The organism is Alterirhizorhabdus solaris (assembly GCF_007785815.1).
GTDB classification, from domain to species: Bacteria; Pseudomonadota; Alphaproteobacteria; order Sphingomonadales; family Sphingomonadaceae; genus Alterirhizorhabdus; species Alterirhizorhabdus solaris.
In genome coordinates, this window is sequence record NZ_VNIM01000097.1 from 1 (window position 1) to 15,257 (window position 15,257).

14 protein-coding genes and 1 tRNA gene are annotated in these 15,257 nt (G+C 71.0%); 6 read left to right on the forward strand and 9 right to left on the reverse strand.

The genetic code is table 11. The annotated features are described in order from the left end of the window. Window positions 1-205 precede the first annotated feature (205 nt). Genes FOY91_RS17500 through FOY91_RS17510 form a run of 3 tightly spaced genes read right to left on the reverse strand, consistent with a single transcriptional unit; the run spans window position 206 to window position 1,856 of the window. Window positions 206-700 carry a GAF domain-containing protein gene (locus FOY91_RS17500; RefSeq protein ID WP_145154709.1) on the reverse strand — a complete coding sequence of 165 codons (495 nt, stop codon included), beginning with the start codon at window positions 698-700 and terminating at the stop codon, window positions 206-208. Between the two features lie 4 nt (window positions 701-704). Continuing rightward, window positions 705-1,127, reverse strand: a complete 423-nt coding sequence (gene arfB / locus FOY91_RS17505; protein ID WP_145154711.1) for an alternative ribosome rescue aminoacyl-tRNA hydrolase ArfB — start codon at window positions 1,125-1,127, stop codon at window positions 705-707. Between the two features lie 48 nt (window positions 1,128-1,175). Then, window positions 1,176-1,856: an RluA family pseudouridine synthase gene (locus FOY91_RS17510; RefSeq protein WP_145154713.1), complete on the reverse strand. Its 681-nt coding sequence runs from the start codon at window positions 1,854-1,856 to the stop codon at window positions 1,176-1,178. A gap of 449 nt (window positions 1,857-2,305) precedes the next feature. Here FOY91_RS17510 and FOY91_RS17515 point away from each other — a divergent pair, with 449 nt between their 5' ends. The 3 genes from FOY91_RS17515 to FOY91_RS17525 are packed head-to-tail and all read left to right on the forward strand — an operon-like array spanning window position 2,306 to window position 5,036. Next, window positions 2,306-3,199: a 2-dehydro-3-deoxygalactonokinase gene (locus FOY91_RS17515; RefSeq protein ID WP_145154715.1), complete on the forward strand. Its 894-nt coding sequence runs from the start codon at window positions 2,306-2,308 to the stop codon at window positions 3,197-3,199. After that, window positions 3,183-3,833 (forward strand): 2-dehydro-3-deoxy-6-phosphogalactonate aldolase, encoded by a 651-nt coding sequence (locus FOY91_RS17520; RefSeq protein ID WP_145154717.1) that lies wholly within the window; start codon window positions 3,183-3,185, stop codon window positions 3,831-3,833. The genes FOY91_RS17515 and FOY91_RS17520 overlap by 17 nt, the downstream gene beginning before the upstream one ends. A gap of 9 nt (window positions 3,834-3,842) precedes the next feature. Continuing rightward, window positions 3,843-5,036 carry an alpha/beta hydrolase gene (locus FOY91_RS17525; RefSeq protein WP_145154719.1) on the forward strand — a complete coding sequence of 398 codons (1,194 nt, stop codon included), beginning with the start codon at window positions 3,843-3,845 and terminating at the stop codon, window positions 5,034-5,036. A gap of 194 nt (window positions 5,037-5,230) precedes the next feature. Here the strand turns inward: FOY91_RS17525 and FOY91_RS17530 are convergent. Then, window positions 5,231-5,304 (reverse strand) — tRNA-Gln (locus tag FOY91_RS17530). Window positions 5,305-5,462: 158 nt separating this feature from the next. On the opposite strand from FOY91_RS17530, the gene FOY91_RS17535 reads away from it, so the two are divergent. Beyond that, window positions 5,463-6,524: a Ppx/GppA phosphatase family protein gene (locus FOY91_RS17535; RefSeq protein WP_145154721.1), complete on the forward strand. Its 1,062-nt coding sequence runs from the start codon at window positions 5,463-5,465 to the stop codon at window positions 6,522-6,524. A 24-nt stretch (window positions 6,525-6,548) separates the two neighbouring features. After that, window positions 6,549-7,235, forward strand: a complete 687-nt coding sequence (locus FOY91_RS17540) for an RlmE family RNA methyltransferase (RefSeq protein WP_145154723.1) — start codon at window positions 6,549-6,551, stop codon at window positions 7,233-7,235. On the opposite strand, the gene FOY91_RS17545 is transcribed toward FOY91_RS17540, so the two are convergent. Next, window positions 7,198-7,791: a methyltransferase family protein gene (locus FOY91_RS17545; RefSeq protein ID WP_145154725.1), complete on the reverse strand. Its 594-nt coding sequence runs from the start codon at window positions 7,789-7,791 to the stop codon at window positions 7,198-7,200. The genes FOY91_RS17540 and FOY91_RS17545 overlap by 38 nt on opposite strands. Then, window positions 7,788-7,985 (reverse strand): hypothetical protein, encoded by a 198-nt coding sequence (locus FOY91_RS17550; protein ID WP_145154727.1) that lies wholly within the window; start codon window positions 7,983-7,985, stop codon window positions 7,788-7,790. The genes FOY91_RS17545 and FOY91_RS17550 overlap by 4 nt, the downstream gene beginning before the upstream one ends. A gap of 112 nt (window positions 7,986-8,097) precedes the next feature. Here FOY91_RS17550 and FOY91_RS17555 point away from each other — a divergent pair, with 112 nt between their 5' ends. Beyond that, window positions 8,098-9,519, forward strand: a complete 1,422-nt coding sequence (locus tag FOY91_RS17555; RefSeq protein WP_145154729.1) for an ArnT family glycosyltransferase — start codon at window positions 8,098-8,100, stop codon at window positions 9,517-9,519. Window positions 9,520-9,535: 16 nt separating this feature from the next. Here the strand turns inward: FOY91_RS17555 and FOY91_RS17560 are convergent, their stop codons facing one another. From FOY91_RS17560 to FOY91_RS17570, 3 genes are all read right to left on the reverse strand, one after another. Beyond that, window positions 9,536-10,237 (reverse strand): DsbA family protein, encoded by a 702-nt coding sequence (locus tag FOY91_RS17560; protein WP_145154731.1) that lies wholly within the window; start codon window positions 10,235-10,237, stop codon window positions 9,536-9,538. 20 nt (window positions 10,238-10,257) lie between these two features. Continuing rightward, on the reverse strand, window positions 10,258-11,637 hold the full coding sequence (locus FOY91_RS17565) for a M48 family metalloprotease (RefSeq protein ID WP_420822891.1): 1,380 nt from the start codon (window positions 11,635-11,637) through the stop codon (window positions 10,258-10,260). A gap of 129 nt (window positions 11,638-11,766) precedes the next feature. Next, the gene (locus tag FOY91_RS17570) at window positions 11,767-14,625 is read right to left on the reverse strand and encodes an Rne/Rng family ribonuclease (RefSeq protein WP_203234621.1); all 2,859 of its coding nucleotides are present in this window, start codon (window positions 14,623-14,625) and stop codon (window positions 11,767-11,769) included. Between the last annotated feature and the right edge of the window lie 632 nt (window positions 14,626-15,257).

A 15,257-nucleotide genomic window follows, 5' to 3' on the forward strand; every position in this document is an offset into this window, starting at 1 on the left:
GGGATCGGGGGCGGCATGCGCCGGGCTGGTCACGCCGGCAAGTGCCAGCGCCAGCCATGCCCGTCCGGCCCGTCGCATCGGTGTGCGCAATCCCATCGTCGAACCCTCCCGTCCCGCATCGGTGCCGCCCGCCCGGCGCGATGATGGCGGCGAACCTACGCCGCCGGCCGCGATCACGCCACGACCGGCGTGACGAATCTCCGGGTCAGGCCGTCGCCTCCGCCACCCGCCCGGCGATCAGCGCGGCCAGCGCGGTGCAGCCGGCCAGATCGTCGCCGTCGAAACGGCCGGGGTGCGGGCTGTCGAGGTCGATCACGCCCACCAGCCGCCCCTCGTGGACGATCGGCACGACCAGTTCGGCGGCGGAGGCCGCGTCGCAGGCGATGTGGCCCGGAAAGGCGTGGACATCCGCCACGCACAGCGCCTCGCGCGTTGCCGCGACGGTGCCGCACACCCCCTTGCCGAACGCGATGCGGATGCAGGCCGGCTTGCCCTGGAACGGGCCGAGCACCAGTTCCCCCCGTTGCGCGCGGTAGAAGCCGGCCCAGTTCAGCCCCGGCAGATTCTGCCACAGCAGCGCCGAGATATTGGCCATGTTGGAGATCGGATCCGGCTCGCCGGCGGTCAGCGCGTCGGCGGCGGCGAGGATGTCGCGGTACAGCGCCGGCTTGTCGGCGGTGTTCATGGCGAAGTCGTACATGCCCTCAACCCCTCCCCTTGCCGCGCCCGGCCTTCCCCGCCGCGCGCTTCACCTTGCCGTCCCCCCGCCGCGTCTGCGAGGCGCGGGTCGGCTTGGTGGGGCGGCGTTTCTTCGGCACGAACGTCGCCTCGCGGATCAGCTCGATCAGCCGGTCGCGCACTTCCTGCCGGTTCAGCAACTGCGAGCGCGAACCCTCGCTGCGCAGCACCAGCACGCCCTCGCGCGTCAGCCGCGATCCCGCCAATACCGCCAGCCGGTGCTTCACCGCATCGGGCAATCCCGGCGAGCGCCCGACATCGAAGCGCAGCATCACCGCGCTGTCGGTGGTGTTCACATGCTGCCCGCCCGGCCCGGACGATCGCGTGAACGACTCGTCCAGCTCGTCGCTGTCGATCGAGATCGAGCGGGTGACGGGGATAGCGACCATGGCTGCCCCTATAGGCACGCCGCCGCCCCGCGCCAACGGCGGCGGCGGTCAGAACGGAGCGGCGGCTTCCTCGGGGAAACCGGCCGCCGCAAAGCTGGCCGGCAGCGGCGCCACCGCCTCGATCGCCAGCTTGTCGGCGCGCGGCACCATCAGCCGGCGCGCGTGCAGCAGCATCTTGCCGCCGGTCGATCGGTCGGCATCGGGCCCGTACATCGGATCGCCGACGATCGCCGCCCCCAGCCCGCTCGCCGCATGGACGCGCAGCTGATGCGTCCGCCCGGTTTCCGGCATGAACGCCAGCAGTGCCCGGCCATCGACCACCGCCAGCCGCTCCCACCGGGTGCGCGAGGGCTTGCCCTTCGCGTCCGCCACGATCCGCCAGCCTTCCTCGCGCGTCGACACCTTGGTCAGCGGCAGGTCGATCACCCCGCTCGCGGCCTGCGGCGGCGGCGAGACGACGGCCAGATAGGTCTTGCGCACGGTCCCCGCCTCGAACGCGGCGGCGAAACGCTTGTGTGCCTTGGGGTTGCGCGACAGCAGCAGGCAGCCCGAGGTGTCACGGTCCAGCCGGTGCACCGCCCCCGGCTGGCGCTGGAAGCCCATGCGCAGGCTGTCGAGATGATTGTCGAGGCTCAGCGAGCCGTCGCGCACGGCGGTGACGGGCAGGCCGGCCGGCTTGTCCAGCACGAGCGCCTCGGCATCGATGAAGAGAATGCGATCGGCCAGCACGGCCTTATGTCCTTCCGGCCGGGTCCGTTCCCGGCGAAGCGATGTCCGCCCGCGTTATAGCGGACGGGGCCGTCCCCCAAACCGAAAAGTCGCCCGGCAGGCAAGCGATGATGTCGGCCCCGGCGCGTTTCATGCCGTCGCGCACCTGCCCGGACGCAAACCCGCAAGATCGTTCTCCCGCAGGGGATGGTCTGTCCGGATCGTCGCGGTGGCGGGGTGGAGAACCTGAGCCACCCGGTTTGAACGGTGACCGGTTCTGCGGTACGGCGATGCCGATGGGACCCCCGCATCGACAGCCACCACACCCTCCGCCATTCGCCCGCCCCGAAGATCCTGGCCATCCGATCTGCGGATCGCCCCCCCACGGCGCGGCAGCGTGACGGCTGCTCGGAGACGGGCTGGAGTGACGGGTGATACAAGCGCCGGCGATACCGGCACCGGCAGGGAGAATGACGTTGCCTGAACCCGCCTTCCTCGCCGTCGACTGGGGAACGACGAACCGGCGGGTCTATGCGATCGACGCGACGGGCGCCGTGGTCGCCCGCGAGCGGGACGATCGCGGTGTGCTCGGTGTGGCCGCCGGTGCCTTCCCCGCAGAGGTGGAGGCGATCCGGGCGCGGATGGGGCCGCTGCCGATGCTGTGTGCCGGCATGGTCGGCTCGACGCGCGGCTGGGTAGAAGTGCCGTATCTGCCCTGCCCCGCCGGCTTTGGCGACCTCGCCGCCGGCCTCCACCGGATCGACGCGCGGACCGCGATCGTGCCGGGGCTGTCCTCCACGACCGCGCGCGGCGGCGACGTGATGCGTGGGGAAGAGGTGCAGTTGCTCGGCAGCGTCGTGGCGGGCATGGCGCCCGCCGATGCGTTGCTCTGCCAGCCCGGCACGCACTGTAAATGGGCACGGCTGGCCGGCGGCAGCGTCACCGGGTTCCGCACCACGATGACGGGCGAACTCTTCGCGCTGCTGAAACGCCACAGCCTGCTATCGGATTTCCTGTCCGCAGAGCCGGTCGACGGCGCCGCCTTCCGCGAGGGCGTGGCGGCCGCGCAGGATGCGACCTTGCTCGGCGATCTGTTCGGCGTCCGCGCGAACATCCTGCTCGGCCACCGCGCCCGCGCGGACGCCGCCTCCTATGTCAGCGGCTTGCTGATCGGCAGCGACGTGCGCGAGCAGGCGATCGCGCCGGGCGAGCATGTCCATGTCCTGGCCGATCCGGGTCTCGGCGCGCTGTATGGCGTGGCCCTGTCGCTCCTTGGCGCAAGCCCGGTCCTGCTCGACAGCGCCGCCGCCTTCGTGGCGGGAATGACCCATATCTGGAGACACGACGATGCGTTCGAGTCCTGAATTCGATGCGGCGATGGCCCGCTGCCCGCTGGTCGCGATCCTGCGCGGCGTGCGGCCGGACGAGATCGAGGCGATCGGCGACGTGCTGGTCGAAGCCGGCTTCAGCATGATCGAGGTGCCGCTCAACTCGCCCGATCCGCTCGCCAGCATCGCCCGTATCGCCGGGCGCTACGGCGATTCGGTGCTCGTCGGCGCCGGCACGGTGTTGCAGGCCGAGCAGGTCGAGGCGGTGCGACAGGCCGGCGGCAGGCTGATCGTTTCGCCCAATACCGATACCGCCGTCATCCGCGCGACGGCGGCGGCCGGCATGGTGTCGCTGCCCGGCTATTTCACGCCGAGCGAGGCCTTCGCCGCGATCGCGGCAGGCGCGACCGGGCTGAAGCTGTTCCCGGCGGAGGCGGCCAGCCCCGCGATGGTGCGGGCGCAGCGGGCCGTGCTGCCGCGCGAGGCGGCGATCCTGATCGTGGGCGGGATCAAGCCGGACGGGATGGCAGAATGGCGCGCCGCCGGGGCGAACGGCTTCGGCCTCGGCTCGGCCCTGTACGCGGCCGGCCTCGACGCGCATGACGTGCGGCGGCGGGCGGAAGCGTTCATCGCCGGGATCCCCCCGGTCGATGGGGCGCGCCAGGGTTAGGAGCGGTCGATGAAGGCACCTGTGGCGCGGTGGATCGGGCGCATCGGCCGCTTCCTCCATTATCTGATGATCGTCGTCATGGGGCTGGCGGCACTCGGCGCGCTGTTGCCGGCCATTCCGGTGCTCGGCTCGATCGGCCCGCTGCTCGTTTCGCCGTTCGGCTCCTGGATCGTCATCCTGTCGCTGGCGGCCATCGCCGCCATCATGCGCGGACGGCAGCAAAGGCGGCGCCTTGCCCTCGCCATGGCGACCATCGCCGGTTTCGCCGCGGGGGGCACGGCCGTCGTCGAATCGCGGCAGATCGCGGTCGCGCGTGCCAACGGCGTCGACATCGATCTCGCGCGCACCCTGTGGCTGGGTGCCGTCCGCCACGAAAGTGCCCCGCCCGTGCTGGCACGCTATGGCACCCACGAAGGCCAGCCGCTGCGACTGGCGATCTACCGCCCGGCCGCCACGCCCGGCGGGCGGGCGGCGCCGGTTCTCGTCTATGTGCACGGCGGTGGCTGGGGCGGCGGCACGCTGTTCGATCGCCGGCCCGACATGCGCTGGTTCGCCGATCTTGGCTATGTCGTCATGTCCGTCGAATACACGCTATCGTCGGAAAACCGGCACACCTGGGACGTCGCCGAACCGCAGATTGCCTGCGCCCTGTCATGGATCGGGGCGAATGCGGCCCGCTACGGCGGCGACCCGGCACGGCTGGCGCTGTTCGGGGAGTCGGCCGGCGGCAACCTGGTGCTGAACGTCTCGTACCGCGCCGCTGCCGGCCGGCTGAACGCGACCTGCCCCGGGCAGTTGCCCCGTATCGCGGCCGTCGTCGCCCCCTATCCGGTGCTGGATGCGTCGCGCATGTATGCCAATCGCGATGTCATCGCCGGGCCGTTCGCGCGCGTGATGACGATCAACTACACCGGCGGCACGCCCGACCGGTATCCCGATCGCTACGCCGCCATCTCCTCCCCCACCCACATCGCGCGCGGCGCGCCGCCGACCCTGCTGCTGCCGGGCTACGCCGATCACCTCCTCCCGCCCGCCGTCGCGCATGATTTCGCGAGGAAGGCCAAGGCGGCGGGAATCGAGGTGCGCCTGATCGGCTTCCCGTCCGGCGAACATTCGTTCGACCAGATGAGCGGCAGCATCGGCAGCCAGCTCGTCCGTGGGGCGACGCTGCAATTTCTCGAGCGGCACGGCGTGAAGCCCTGAGCGCGACGGCCGGTGCGGGACGGGGCGGTTGCCCGCTCTCTCTCGCACGGGCACGGCGGCGGCCGCTTGTCCACAGTGGCGGATTGCCGGCAATCGTCCGCTGACCAACAGCAAACGGCCGCGCGCCACGTCCATCGACCGGATGGGTAACGCCCATCCGGTTACAGCAGAGCAGAGAGAGGAGAAGCGGTCGCTGGATGCCCCGTGAGGATTCGAACCTCAATTAACGGAGTCAGAGTCCGTAGTCTTACCTTTAGACGACAGGGCAATCAGCGGATCGGGCAGATAGGCGGCACGGCCGGGCCTGTCAACGGCGTTTGCGCGCATGTCGATCGATCGGCACGCGCCCTTGCCGCTGCGGCCGGCGGCGGCTACCTTCACTTCCAAGTGTCGGCGATTTCGCCGACGAAGCAGAGTGATAGACGTATGGCGCACCAGCCCGAAGCGGCCGCGCCGTCCCCCGGACAGGATCCGGGGGGACCGGCACCGACCTTCCACCCGCGCCAGCCGGCGCGCCGCACCTATGCGGCGCTCGATCTCGGCACCAACAACTGCCGCCTGCTGGTGGCCCGCCCGGCGGGCGACGGCTTCGTCGTGGTCGATGCCTTTTCCCGCATCGTCCGGCTGGGCGAGGGGCTGGGCGCCACCGGCCGGCTGAGCGACGTTGCGATGGACCGCGCCGTCGCCGCGCTCGCCATCTGCGCGGACAAGCTACGCCGCCGCCACGTCACGCTCGTCCGCTCTGTGGCGACGGAGGCGTGCCGTCGCGCCGTCAACGGCCGCGCCTTCGTCGAGCGGGTCCATGCCGAAACCGGCATCCAGCTTGAGATCATCACCGCCGAGCAGGAGGCGCGCCTCGCCGTGATCGGCTGCCACGCGCTGCTGGAGGCGGGCGACGGCCCGGCGCTGATCTTCGACATCGGCGGCGGCTCGACCGAGCTGGTGCTGATCGACCCCACCGGCGAGGATCCCCGCATCCTCGACTGGTTCAGCGCGCCGTGGGGCGTCGTGTCGCTCACCGAAAGCGAGCCGCACGAAGGCGACAGCGCGGAAGCGCGCGGCGCCGCCTACGCGCGGATGAAGGGGCGCGTGGCCGCCGCCTTCGCCGGCTTTGCCGAGGGTCTGGCGCAGCGCGGCGACGTGCCGTTGCGGCTGCTCGGCACCAGCGGTACGGTAACGACGCTCGCCAGCCTCCACCTCGAACTGCCCAGCTACGATCGCCGCGCGATCGACGGGCTGATCGTACCCGCTGCCGCCATGCGCGGCATCAGCACGCGGCTGTCCACCATGTCGCAGGCCGAACGCGCGACGCTGGCGTGCATCGGCCACGAGCGCGCCGATCTCGTCGTGGCGGGCTGCGCCATTCTCGACGCAATTCTCGATATCTGGCCGGCCGAGCGGCTGGGCGTCGCCGATCGCGGCATCCGCGAGGGCATCCTGCGCTCGCTGATCGCGCGCGACCAGCCCGGCGCCAGCCGCCGCGCCTGAGGAACATCCTATGAGCATCCACGCATGAGCCGGGGCGGATCGGGCGGCCGCACCCGCGTGAAGACGGGGCGCGGCCGCACCGCCTCCTCCAACCGCTGGCTGGCACGCCAGCTGAACGATCCCTACGTCCGCCAGGCCAAGGCGGACGGCTATCGCTCTCGCGCGGCCTACAAGCTGATCGAGCTCGACGAGCGATTCAACCTGCTGCGCGGCGTCGGCCGGGTGATCGATCTGGGCATCGCGCCGGGCGGCTGGGCGCAGGTGGTTCGCCGGAAGATGCCCAAGGCCGCGATCGTCGGCATCGATCTGCTGCCGGTCGATCCGATCGACGGCGTGACCATCTTCCAGATGGACTTCATGGACGACGACGCGCCCGATCGGCTGATGGAAGCGCTGGGCGGACAGGCGGACCTGATCCTGTCCGACATGGCCGCCAACACCGTGGGCCACCCGCAGACCGACCATCTGCGCACGATGGCGCTTGTGGAGGCGGGCTGCGCCTTCTGCGTCGATAATCTGAGGCCGGGCGGCGCCTATGTCGCCAAGGTGCTGGCGGGCGGCGCGGACAACGATCTCGTGGCGGAGCTGAAGCGCCTGTTCACGACGGTGAAACACGCCAAGCCGCCGGCGAGCCGCAAGGACTCGTCGGAATGGTATGTGATCGCCCAGGGCTTCAAGGCGCCCGCCGCCCCGCCGCCAGCCGAGGCATGAACGGCACCAGCATCGGCACCCGCGCCGCATAGCCGTCATAGGCGGCCGGGCCGAGCGTGGCGCGCAGCAGGCGCTCCTCGTTGCGCGCTTTTATCGCCATCACGATCGTCAGCACCACCGCGCCGGCCAGCGCGCGTGGGGCGGAAAGGATGAAGGCCAGCGCCCAGCCGCTCGCGATCAGACCGGTGTAGATCGGATGACGGACGAGGCCGTAGGGGCCGCTCTCGATCACGCGGTGGCCGTCACGCAGTGTCATCATGCCGGACCACAGCCGCCCCAGATGCACCCGCGCCCACCACGCGAAGGCGAAGCCGCCCGCCTCGACCGTCACCAGCCCCCAGCGCCAGCCGTCCGCTCCACCGCCGCCCGCCATCAGCGCACCGCCCGCGCCGGGCGTCGGGAACAGCAGGCCGAACCCCAGCGCGAACCCGGCAAGATAGGCCAGCCCCTCGCCGCGTCCCGCCCGCGTCGTGGCGCGCGCGGTCCACAGCCCGGCCGCCGCCCAGCTGACCGCATACGCCAGCCACAGCCACAGCGCCGCGCCGGCCGCGCTCACCCGCCCTCCAGATCGAGGAAGGCGACCACGTCGTTGTCGGTGGCGAGGTACAGCCCCTCCTGCACCTCCTCCGGCTGGGCGCGCGCCAGCGCCAGCGCCTCGGCCAGCGATCCGTAGAGCAGGGTGCGCGCGCCGCCGTCGCCCTCGTCGAGATGGTAGAGCCGGACCGATGTGCCGTCGTGGGTGGTTCGCATCGTGCCAGCATGGCGACAGCCGCGCGCTGCGACAAGGGCGCTGCGAACGCGCTTAAGCTCCCCTATACCCTCCGGCGCTACACCGGCGGGCGCGGTGGCGGGGGGAAGGCGAATGGCGGCATTCATGCGGGGAAACCGGGGGCCGGCGGCGGTGCTGGCGGTGCTGGCCCTTGCTGCGCTGTGGATCGGCTGGGTCGGCTACATCGCCTCCGACGACACGCTCTATCACGCCGGCGCAATGCGCTGGCTGACCGATGGACCCGCCCCCGGCGCGGATCACTGGTCCACGCGCTTCCCGCTGATCCTCTCGTTCGCGGCCGCGCTGCGCCTGCTGGGCGACGGCTTCCTCGCCTTCGATGCCACCGCCGTCGCATGGTACGTCGCCTTGGTCGCGGTGGCGGGCGGGCTGGCCGGGCGCATCGGCGGGCGCATGGTCGGCTGGATCGCGGCGATGCTCACCGCCACGATGCCCGTCGTCGTCAGCCACGCCTCCACCGTCTCGTGCGACCTGACGGAGGCGTTCTTCCTGCTCGCCGGCGTGTGGCTGCTGGCGGGCGAGCGCGCCACCGTTGCACGCGCGGTGGCGGGCGGCATGTGCTTCGGCCTCGCCGTCCTGTGTCGCGAGACGGCGGGGCTGGCGTTGCTGGGGCTGGGGCCGCTGTTCCTGCTCGGCCGCCCGCTCGATCGCCGGCTGCTGCTGGCCGCCGGCATCGGCCTCGCGACTGTGATCGGGGGCGAGATGCTGTTCCAGTGGGCGCTTACGGGCGACGCGCTCCACCGCTACGCGCTGGCCTTCAACCACGACGACCATATCGACCGCGCCGCCAACATGGAGGGCAACTTCCTGCTTCACCCGGCGATCGATCCGCTGCTGGTGCTGCTGGTGAACGACGATTTCGGCCTGCTGTTCTGGCTGGCCGCGGCGGCGCTGGCGGGCGGCGCGACACGTAGGCTGGCGACCGCTCCGCGCCGGCTGCTGCTGACGCTGGCGGCGATGGCCACGGTGAACTTCCTCGCGGTGGCCGTACTGGTGCACAAGCTGGTGCTCAACCCGCGCTACTTCACCCTGCCCGCGCTGGCCGCCGCGATCGTGCTGGCGCTGTGGCTGGCGAAGCTGCGGCCCACCGTGCGCGCGGGCCTGCTCGCGGTGGTGGTCGCGACGAACCTGCTGCTCCTCGGCCTCGGCAACGCGCACCCGCGCTGGGGGATGGAGACGCTGGTGCAGGCCACCGCCGCCCATCCGCGCGAGCCGGTGTATGCGTCGGAGAACGACGTGGCGCGCGGCTGGCTCTCGCTGCGCTACGCCGGCCTAGCCAACGCCCGCCCCGCCCCCGCCCCGCCGGGGGCGCTGCTGGTGACGGACACGCCGCCCGCCGATCCGGCCCGGCTGGTGACGGCCTTCCCCTCGCCGCCGACGCGGGTCGGAGCGATCGTGAGGGGACTGGGGATGGAGCGGCTGGTGCCGGGGGCAATCGCGCGGCGGCTGCTGGCGCCCAGCCCCGAGCAGTATCTGGTGCGGACCCCGGCGGAGTGAGCGCCACCCCGCCCGATCAGCCCTTCCTCGCCGCCCGCGCCTCGGCGATCGCCTTCTTCAGCGCATCGTAGCCGACCGCGCCGTTCAGCACCTGATCGCCGATGATGAAGCTGGGCGTGCCGGTCAGGTTCAGCGTGCGGGCCAGTTCGATATTCTTGTCGATCTCCGCGCTGGCCACGGCGGCGGGCACCTCGCCGGGAGCGATCCCGCTCGCCTTGCGCGCGCTGGCGATCGTGGCGGCGGCCGGTCGGCCGGCCGCATACATCGCCCGGTGGAAGGGAAGGAAGCGGTCCTGCCCGGCGGCGGCGAGGCTGGCCTTGGCCGCCTCCTCGCTGCCCGGCCCCAGGATCGGCAGTTCGCGGAACACCACGCGCAGCTTCCTGTCCTCGGCCAGCAGGCGGTCGACGTCCGCCACGCTTTGCCGGCAATAGCCGCAGGCGTAATCGAAGAATTCCACCAGCGTCACGTCGGCATCCGCCGGGCCTGCCACCGCGCCGCGATACGGCGTCTCCAGCGCGGTACGGTTGGCCGCGACGACCTTGCCCGCCTCGTTGCGCTGCAACCGCGCCATCGCCTCGGGAATGATCTCGGGGTGGGCGAGGATATACTCGCGCACCACCTGCTCCATCGCCGCGCGGTCGATGCCGCCCGGCCCGCCCGCCGCGCCGACCGCCACCATCGCCGCGGCGCCCGCCGCCAGCCCGACCAATCCTGCCATCCACTGCTTCCCCGTCATGTCTACCGCTTCTTCTGCGTGGCGATCTCGGCGCGCGAGGCGATGGCGATATCCTCGGCGCGCAGATAGTCCGGCGTGCCCTCGGGGATACCGCGCAGCGCCGTTTCCGCCTGCCCCAGCGCCATGCGCGGATTGCCCTGAAGGTTGTAGCGCATCGCCGTCGCCAGCGCGGCGCGGGCGATATCACCCTCCTGCGCATAGACGATGCCTAGCTGATACCAGGCGAACGGATTGTCCTCGTCGCGCTGCACGGCGGTCCGCAATACCTTCTGCGCCTCGACGAAGTTGCGCGTATCCTCGGTGGCAATCAGCGCATGGCCGAAGGTGGCGGCGATCAGCGGCGCGTTGGTCCGCTGCACCGCCTCGCGCAGCGGCGCCACCGCCTCGGCCGGCTTGCCCGATTCCAGCAGCACCTGCCCCTTCAGTTCGAGGAAATACGGATCGTGCGGCGCGGTGGCGAGCAAGGCGTTCACCTCGGTCAACGCGCGCTCGGGGTAGGCGCTCTTGTGCCACGCATAGGCGCGGGCATAATGCGCCGGCACGCTGTTGTCGGTAGTCGGATATTTCCGCATCGTCGTCGTCGGATCGTCGACGAAGCCGGCCAGCTTGGCCTTCACCCGCTGGAAGCGCGCCTCCAGCTGAGGATCGGTCTTCGCGTCCCATGCGGCCGACTTGCGATAGACGCCTTCCAGCATCTCGGCGCGATCGGCCGACATCGGGTGGGTCTGCGCATAGGGGTCGGTGTTGGCATAGGAAGACGACAGCCGGTATTCCTGCTGCCGCAGCTTCTGGAAGAAGGCGACCGACCCCTTGCCGGAGATTCCGGCCTTCGTGAGGAAGCTGGCGCCGGCCGCGTCCGCGCTCGATTCCTGCGTGCGGCTGAACGAGAGGAACTTGCTCATCGCCGCCTGCTGCCCGGCGCCGAGGATGCCCATGCCGGCCTCCGCCCCGCCCGCCGCGATTGCGGCCGCGCCCAGCAGCAAGGACAGGATGCTGATGCCGCCCGCCGCCTTGGCGCCCTCGCCGAAGCGGATGATGTGGCCGCCGGTGATGTGGCCAAGCTCGTGCGCGATCACCCCCTGCACCTGATTGGCGTTGTCCGCGGCGGTGATGAGGCCGGAGTGGACGTAGATGATTTGCCCGCCGGCGACGAAGGCGTTGATCTCCTTGTCCTGCAACAGCACCACCTTAGTCCCGGCCACCGAAGGTCCGGCGGCGGCGATGATCGGGCGGGAGATGTCGGCAAGGACCGCTTCGGTCTCGGCATCGCGCAAAACCGATTGCGCCGCCGCCGGTTGGGCCGCGACCAGGCTGGCCAGCGCAAGCAGCAGGGCGGCGCGCGGCGTGGCGCGGCGCATCAGGACGACGAGACGGGGCATCATGCCCCGCCCTGCGCGCGCGCGGCTGAACGCGCCATGAAATGCCTTACGGGCGACGCCCCCGCCGGGCGTGCCGTTCCCCTACGGGAAACGGCGACGGCCGACAGGGGCGTGCGCTTGTGCATCGACGGCTCAGGCGCCGAAGGTACGCTGCCACCAGCCGCGACGGACGGTGCCCTCGCCTTCGTCGGCGGCCGGGCGGGACTCACCGGCCGGGGCTTCCGCCTCGTCCTCGTCCGCGGCCGGGGCGACGGCGATCGTCTCCTCGATCACGGCCGCAACCTCCTCGGCGGGCGTCGCCGCCGGCTCGGCCTTGCGGCGGGTGCGGCGCGGCTTCGGTGCGGGGGCGGCCTCCCCGGTCGCCTCGGCCTCGGCGACGGGCGCCTCTGCCGCAGTCGTCTCATCCACCTTCTTGCGGCGACCACGACGCGGTTTCGGCGCTTCCTCCGCCTCGGCTGCAGCCTCGACGACCGGCTCTGCCGGCGCGGCCTGCTCGGCCTCGACCGGGGCCACGACCGCATCCTTGCGGGCGCGGGGGCGGCGGCGGGCACGCGGCGCGGGCTGCTCCTCTGGCGTCTCGTCCACCGTCTCTTCCACCGTCTCGGCGGCTTCCGGCTCGACCGGCCGCGCCTGGTCGTCGCTCACCTGCGCATCGACCTCGGGGGCATCGTCCCCGATCTCCGCAATTTCGGTGAGCGGGTCGGCGTTGTTGCCGGCCTGCTCGAGAGCGACGGCGTCGGCGGACGCCTCGACGGCACCTTCCTCGCCGGCCCGGCGACGGCCACCGCGACGGCCGCGACGACCGCGACGGCGCTTGCCGTCGTCATCACCGCCCGCGCCGGCTTCGGCCTCGTCGCCCCCCATCATGGGCTGGCCCTCGGCTTCCACCTCGGCCTCGTCGGCCTCGGCGTCGGCATCCTCGGCGGCGATCGCCTCGGCGTCCTCGGCGGCGTCCTGCTCGCTCTCCTCGTCGTCACCCGGCACGACGTCGCCGCCGGCCAGTTCCTCGCCATCCTCGCGGCGACCGCCACGACGGCGGCGACGGCGACGGCGACGACCGGCGCGGTCCTCGCCTTCCTCGCCGGCATCGCCCGCCTCACGACGCGCGCGCTCGGGCCGTTCGGCGGTCTCTTCCTCGGCGTCCGCCTCGAAGACCTCCTCTTCCTCCTCCTCGACGTAATCGTCGTCGTCATCCGCATCGATCAGGATCGGGGCGGGCAGGCGCGGCGGATAGGCCGGCGGCGGGCCGCCGCTCTCCACCGACATGCGCGCGCCCTCCATGTTGCCATCGGGCAGGATCTCGATCAGCACGCCGTAGCGGTCCTCGATCTCCGCCAGCTCGGCGCGCTTGCGGTTGAGCACGTAGAACGCCGCCTCGGTGCTGGCGCGCAGGCACAGACGGCTGCCGCGACCGCGTGCGGCCTCGTCCTCCAGCATCCGCAGCGCCGAGACGCCGGCGGACGACGCGGTGCGGACCATCCCGGTCGCGTCGCAATGCGGGCACGGGCGGGTCGATGCTTCCAGCACCCCGGTGCGGATGCGCTGGCGGCTCATCTCGAACAGGCCGAACGACGAGATGCGGCCGACCTGGATGCGCGCGCGATCATTGCGCAGCGCCTCCTTCATCGCCTTCTCGACCTTACGGTTGTTCGAGTTGTTCTCCATATCGATGAAATCGATCACGACCAGCCCGGCCATGTCGCGCAGGCGCAGCTGGCGGGCGATCTCGTGCGCCGCCTCAAGGTTGGTCATCAGCGCGGTCTGCTCGATATTGTGCTCGCGCGTGGACCGGCCGGAGTTGATGTCGATCGAGACGAGCGCCTCGGTCGGGTTGATGACGAGGTAGCCGCCGGACTTCAGCTGCACGAGCGGCTGGTACATCGCGGACAACTGCTCCTCCACGCCGAAGCGCTGGAACAGCGGCACCGCGTCCGAATAGGGCGTGATCTTCTTGGAGTGGCCCGGCATCAGCAGCTTCATGAAGGTGCGCGCGGCATGGAAGCCGTCGACCCCCTCGATCAGGATCTCCTCGACATCCTTGTTGTAGATGTCGCGGATCGCGCGCTTCACCAGATCGCTGTCGCCGTAGATCTCGGCCGGGGCGGAGGCGCCCAGCGTGTTCTCGCGGATCGTATCCCACAGGCGGGCGAGGTAATCGAAGTCGCGCTTGATTTTCCCCTTGCTGCGCTGGAGGCCGGCGGTGCGCACGATGCAGCCCATCGTCTTGGGCAGGTTCAGCTCCGCCATGATCGACTTCAGCCGCTTGCGATCGGCGCCGTTCGAGATCTTGCGGCTGATGCCACCGCCGTGGCTGGTGTTCGGCATCAGCACGCAGTAGCGGCCGGCCAGCGACAGATAGGTGGTGAGCGCCGCGCCCTTGTTGCCGCGCTCCTCCTTCACGACCTGCACCAGCAGCACCTGACGGCGACGGATGACGTCCTGGATCTTGTAGCGGCGGCGCAGGTTCATGCGCTTGGCGCGCAATGCCTCCACCGCGCTGTCGTCGCCGCCGCCCGCGCTGGTGCGGCGGGTGCGCGGCGCGGCGCCGGCTTCGCCGTCGCTCTCGCCTTCGCCCTGCTCGCCCGCGTCGTAATCGGCACGCTCGCCCGCGTCTTCGCCATCGTCGTGGTCGTCGTAGCCGCCCTCGTCGGCGTCGTCGTGATCGTCATGGTCGTGGCCGCGCAGCGCCTCTTCTTCGGCGGCGTGCTCGGCCTCCTCGCGCAGCAGCGCCTCGCGATCCTCCTTAGGGATCTGGTAATAATCCGGGTGGATTTCGGAGAAGGCGAGGAAGCCGTGGCGGTTGCCGCCGTAATCGACGGACGCCGCCTGCAACGACGGGTCGACCCGCGTCACCTTGGCGAGATAGATATTCCCCTTGAGCTGCTTCCGCTCGGCCGACTCGAAATCGAATTCCTCGATCCGGTTACCCTTGACGACCGCCACCCGGGTTTCTTCCCGGTGGCGCGCGTCGATCAGCATGCGCGTGGTCATTTACAAATCTCCGGGCGCGTCGGCCGTCCGCTGGCAAGCGGCGGGACGCGCGATAAAAAGAGGACGGACGCGGCATCGCGACGATGCGCTGCGCCGGCGTCCCGGTTAGGATGGAACATGCCTCTGCCGCATCGCCATCCCCGGCGCGGACCGCACCGGGAAAAAAGTCCGTCGCCCAGGCGCCGCGACCCGTAGGGGGGCGTTCAGGACGAGGGAACGGATGGCTCATGCAGCGTCAACCCAGAAGACCGGCGGGCCGAAGCGGGTTCGCTTCTGCGCCGGCACCTTTATCGGGCGGCTGCCATACCTGTCAGAGACATGATCCGCCCGGACTTTTGCTGCTAGCATCTCGATGGGGTAGCGGCAACCGAAACCACATGGACCGCCACAGGCGCGGTTCATCATCGGCGGACGAGGATTGCGCTTGACGATCCACCATCTTCCGGACCGAAAGGCCCGGGCGGCGCGACGACACGAGAGACGGGACGGATGCGAGGAATGCGATTGAACCGGACCGGCGACCAGGCCGGGCGAAAGCGCGGGGCCATGCCTGCCGCGTCGCTCGTGCTGGCCATGCTGCTGGTGGCGGGGCCGCCCGGGCCTTTCGGTCCGGAAGATGGTGGATCGTCAAG

Excerpts from the sequence above, each read along its gene's own strand:
- FOY91_RS17500 (WP_145154709.1), bottom strand. The coding sequence starts at position 700 with ATGTACGACTTCGCCATGAACACCGCCGACAAGCCGGCGCTGTACCGC.
- arfB (WP_145154711.1), bottom strand. The coding sequence starts at position 1,127 with ATGGTCGCTATCCCCGTCACCCGCTCGATCTCGATCGACAGCGACGAG.
- FOY91_RS17515 (WP_145154715.1), top strand. The coding sequence starts at position 2,306 with ATGACGTTGCCTGAACCCGCCTTCCTCGCCGTCGACTGGGGAACGACG.
- FOY91_RS17520 (WP_145154717.1), top strand. The coding sequence starts at position 3,183 with ATGCGTTCGAGTCCTGAATTCGATGCGGCGATGGCCCGCTGCCCGCTG.
- FOY91_RS17525 (WP_145154719.1), top strand. The coding sequence starts at position 3,843 with ATGAAGGCACCTGTGGCGCGGTGGATCGGGCGCATCGGCCGCTTCCTC.
- FOY91_RS17535 (WP_145154721.1), top strand. The coding sequence starts at position 5,463 with ATGGCGCACCAGCCCGAAGCGGCCGCGCCGTCCCCCGGACAGGATCCG.
- FOY91_RS17540 (WP_145154723.1), top strand. The coding sequence starts at position 6,549 with ATGAGCCGGGGCGGATCGGGCGGCCGCACCCGCGTGAAGACGGGGCGC.
- FOY91_RS17550 (WP_145154727.1), bottom strand. The coding sequence starts at position 7,985 with ATGCGAACCACCCACGACGGCACATCGGTCCGGCTCTACCATCTCGAC.
- FOY91_RS17555 (WP_145154729.1), top strand. The coding sequence starts at position 8,098 with ATGGCGGCATTCATGCGGGGAAACCGGGGGCCGGCGGCGGTGCTGGCG.
- FOY91_RS17560 (WP_145154731.1), bottom strand. The coding sequence starts at position 10,237 with ATGGCAGGATTGGTCGGGCTGGCGGCGGGCGCCGCGGCGATGGTGGCG.
- FOY91_RS17565 (WP_420822891.1), bottom strand. The coding sequence starts at position 11,637 with ATGATGCCCCGTCTCGTCGTCCTGATGCGCCGCGCCACGCCGCGCGCC.
- FOY91_RS17570 (WP_203234621.1), bottom strand. The coding sequence starts at position 14,625 with ATGACCACGCGCATGCTGATCGACGCGCGCCACCGGGAAGAAACCCGG.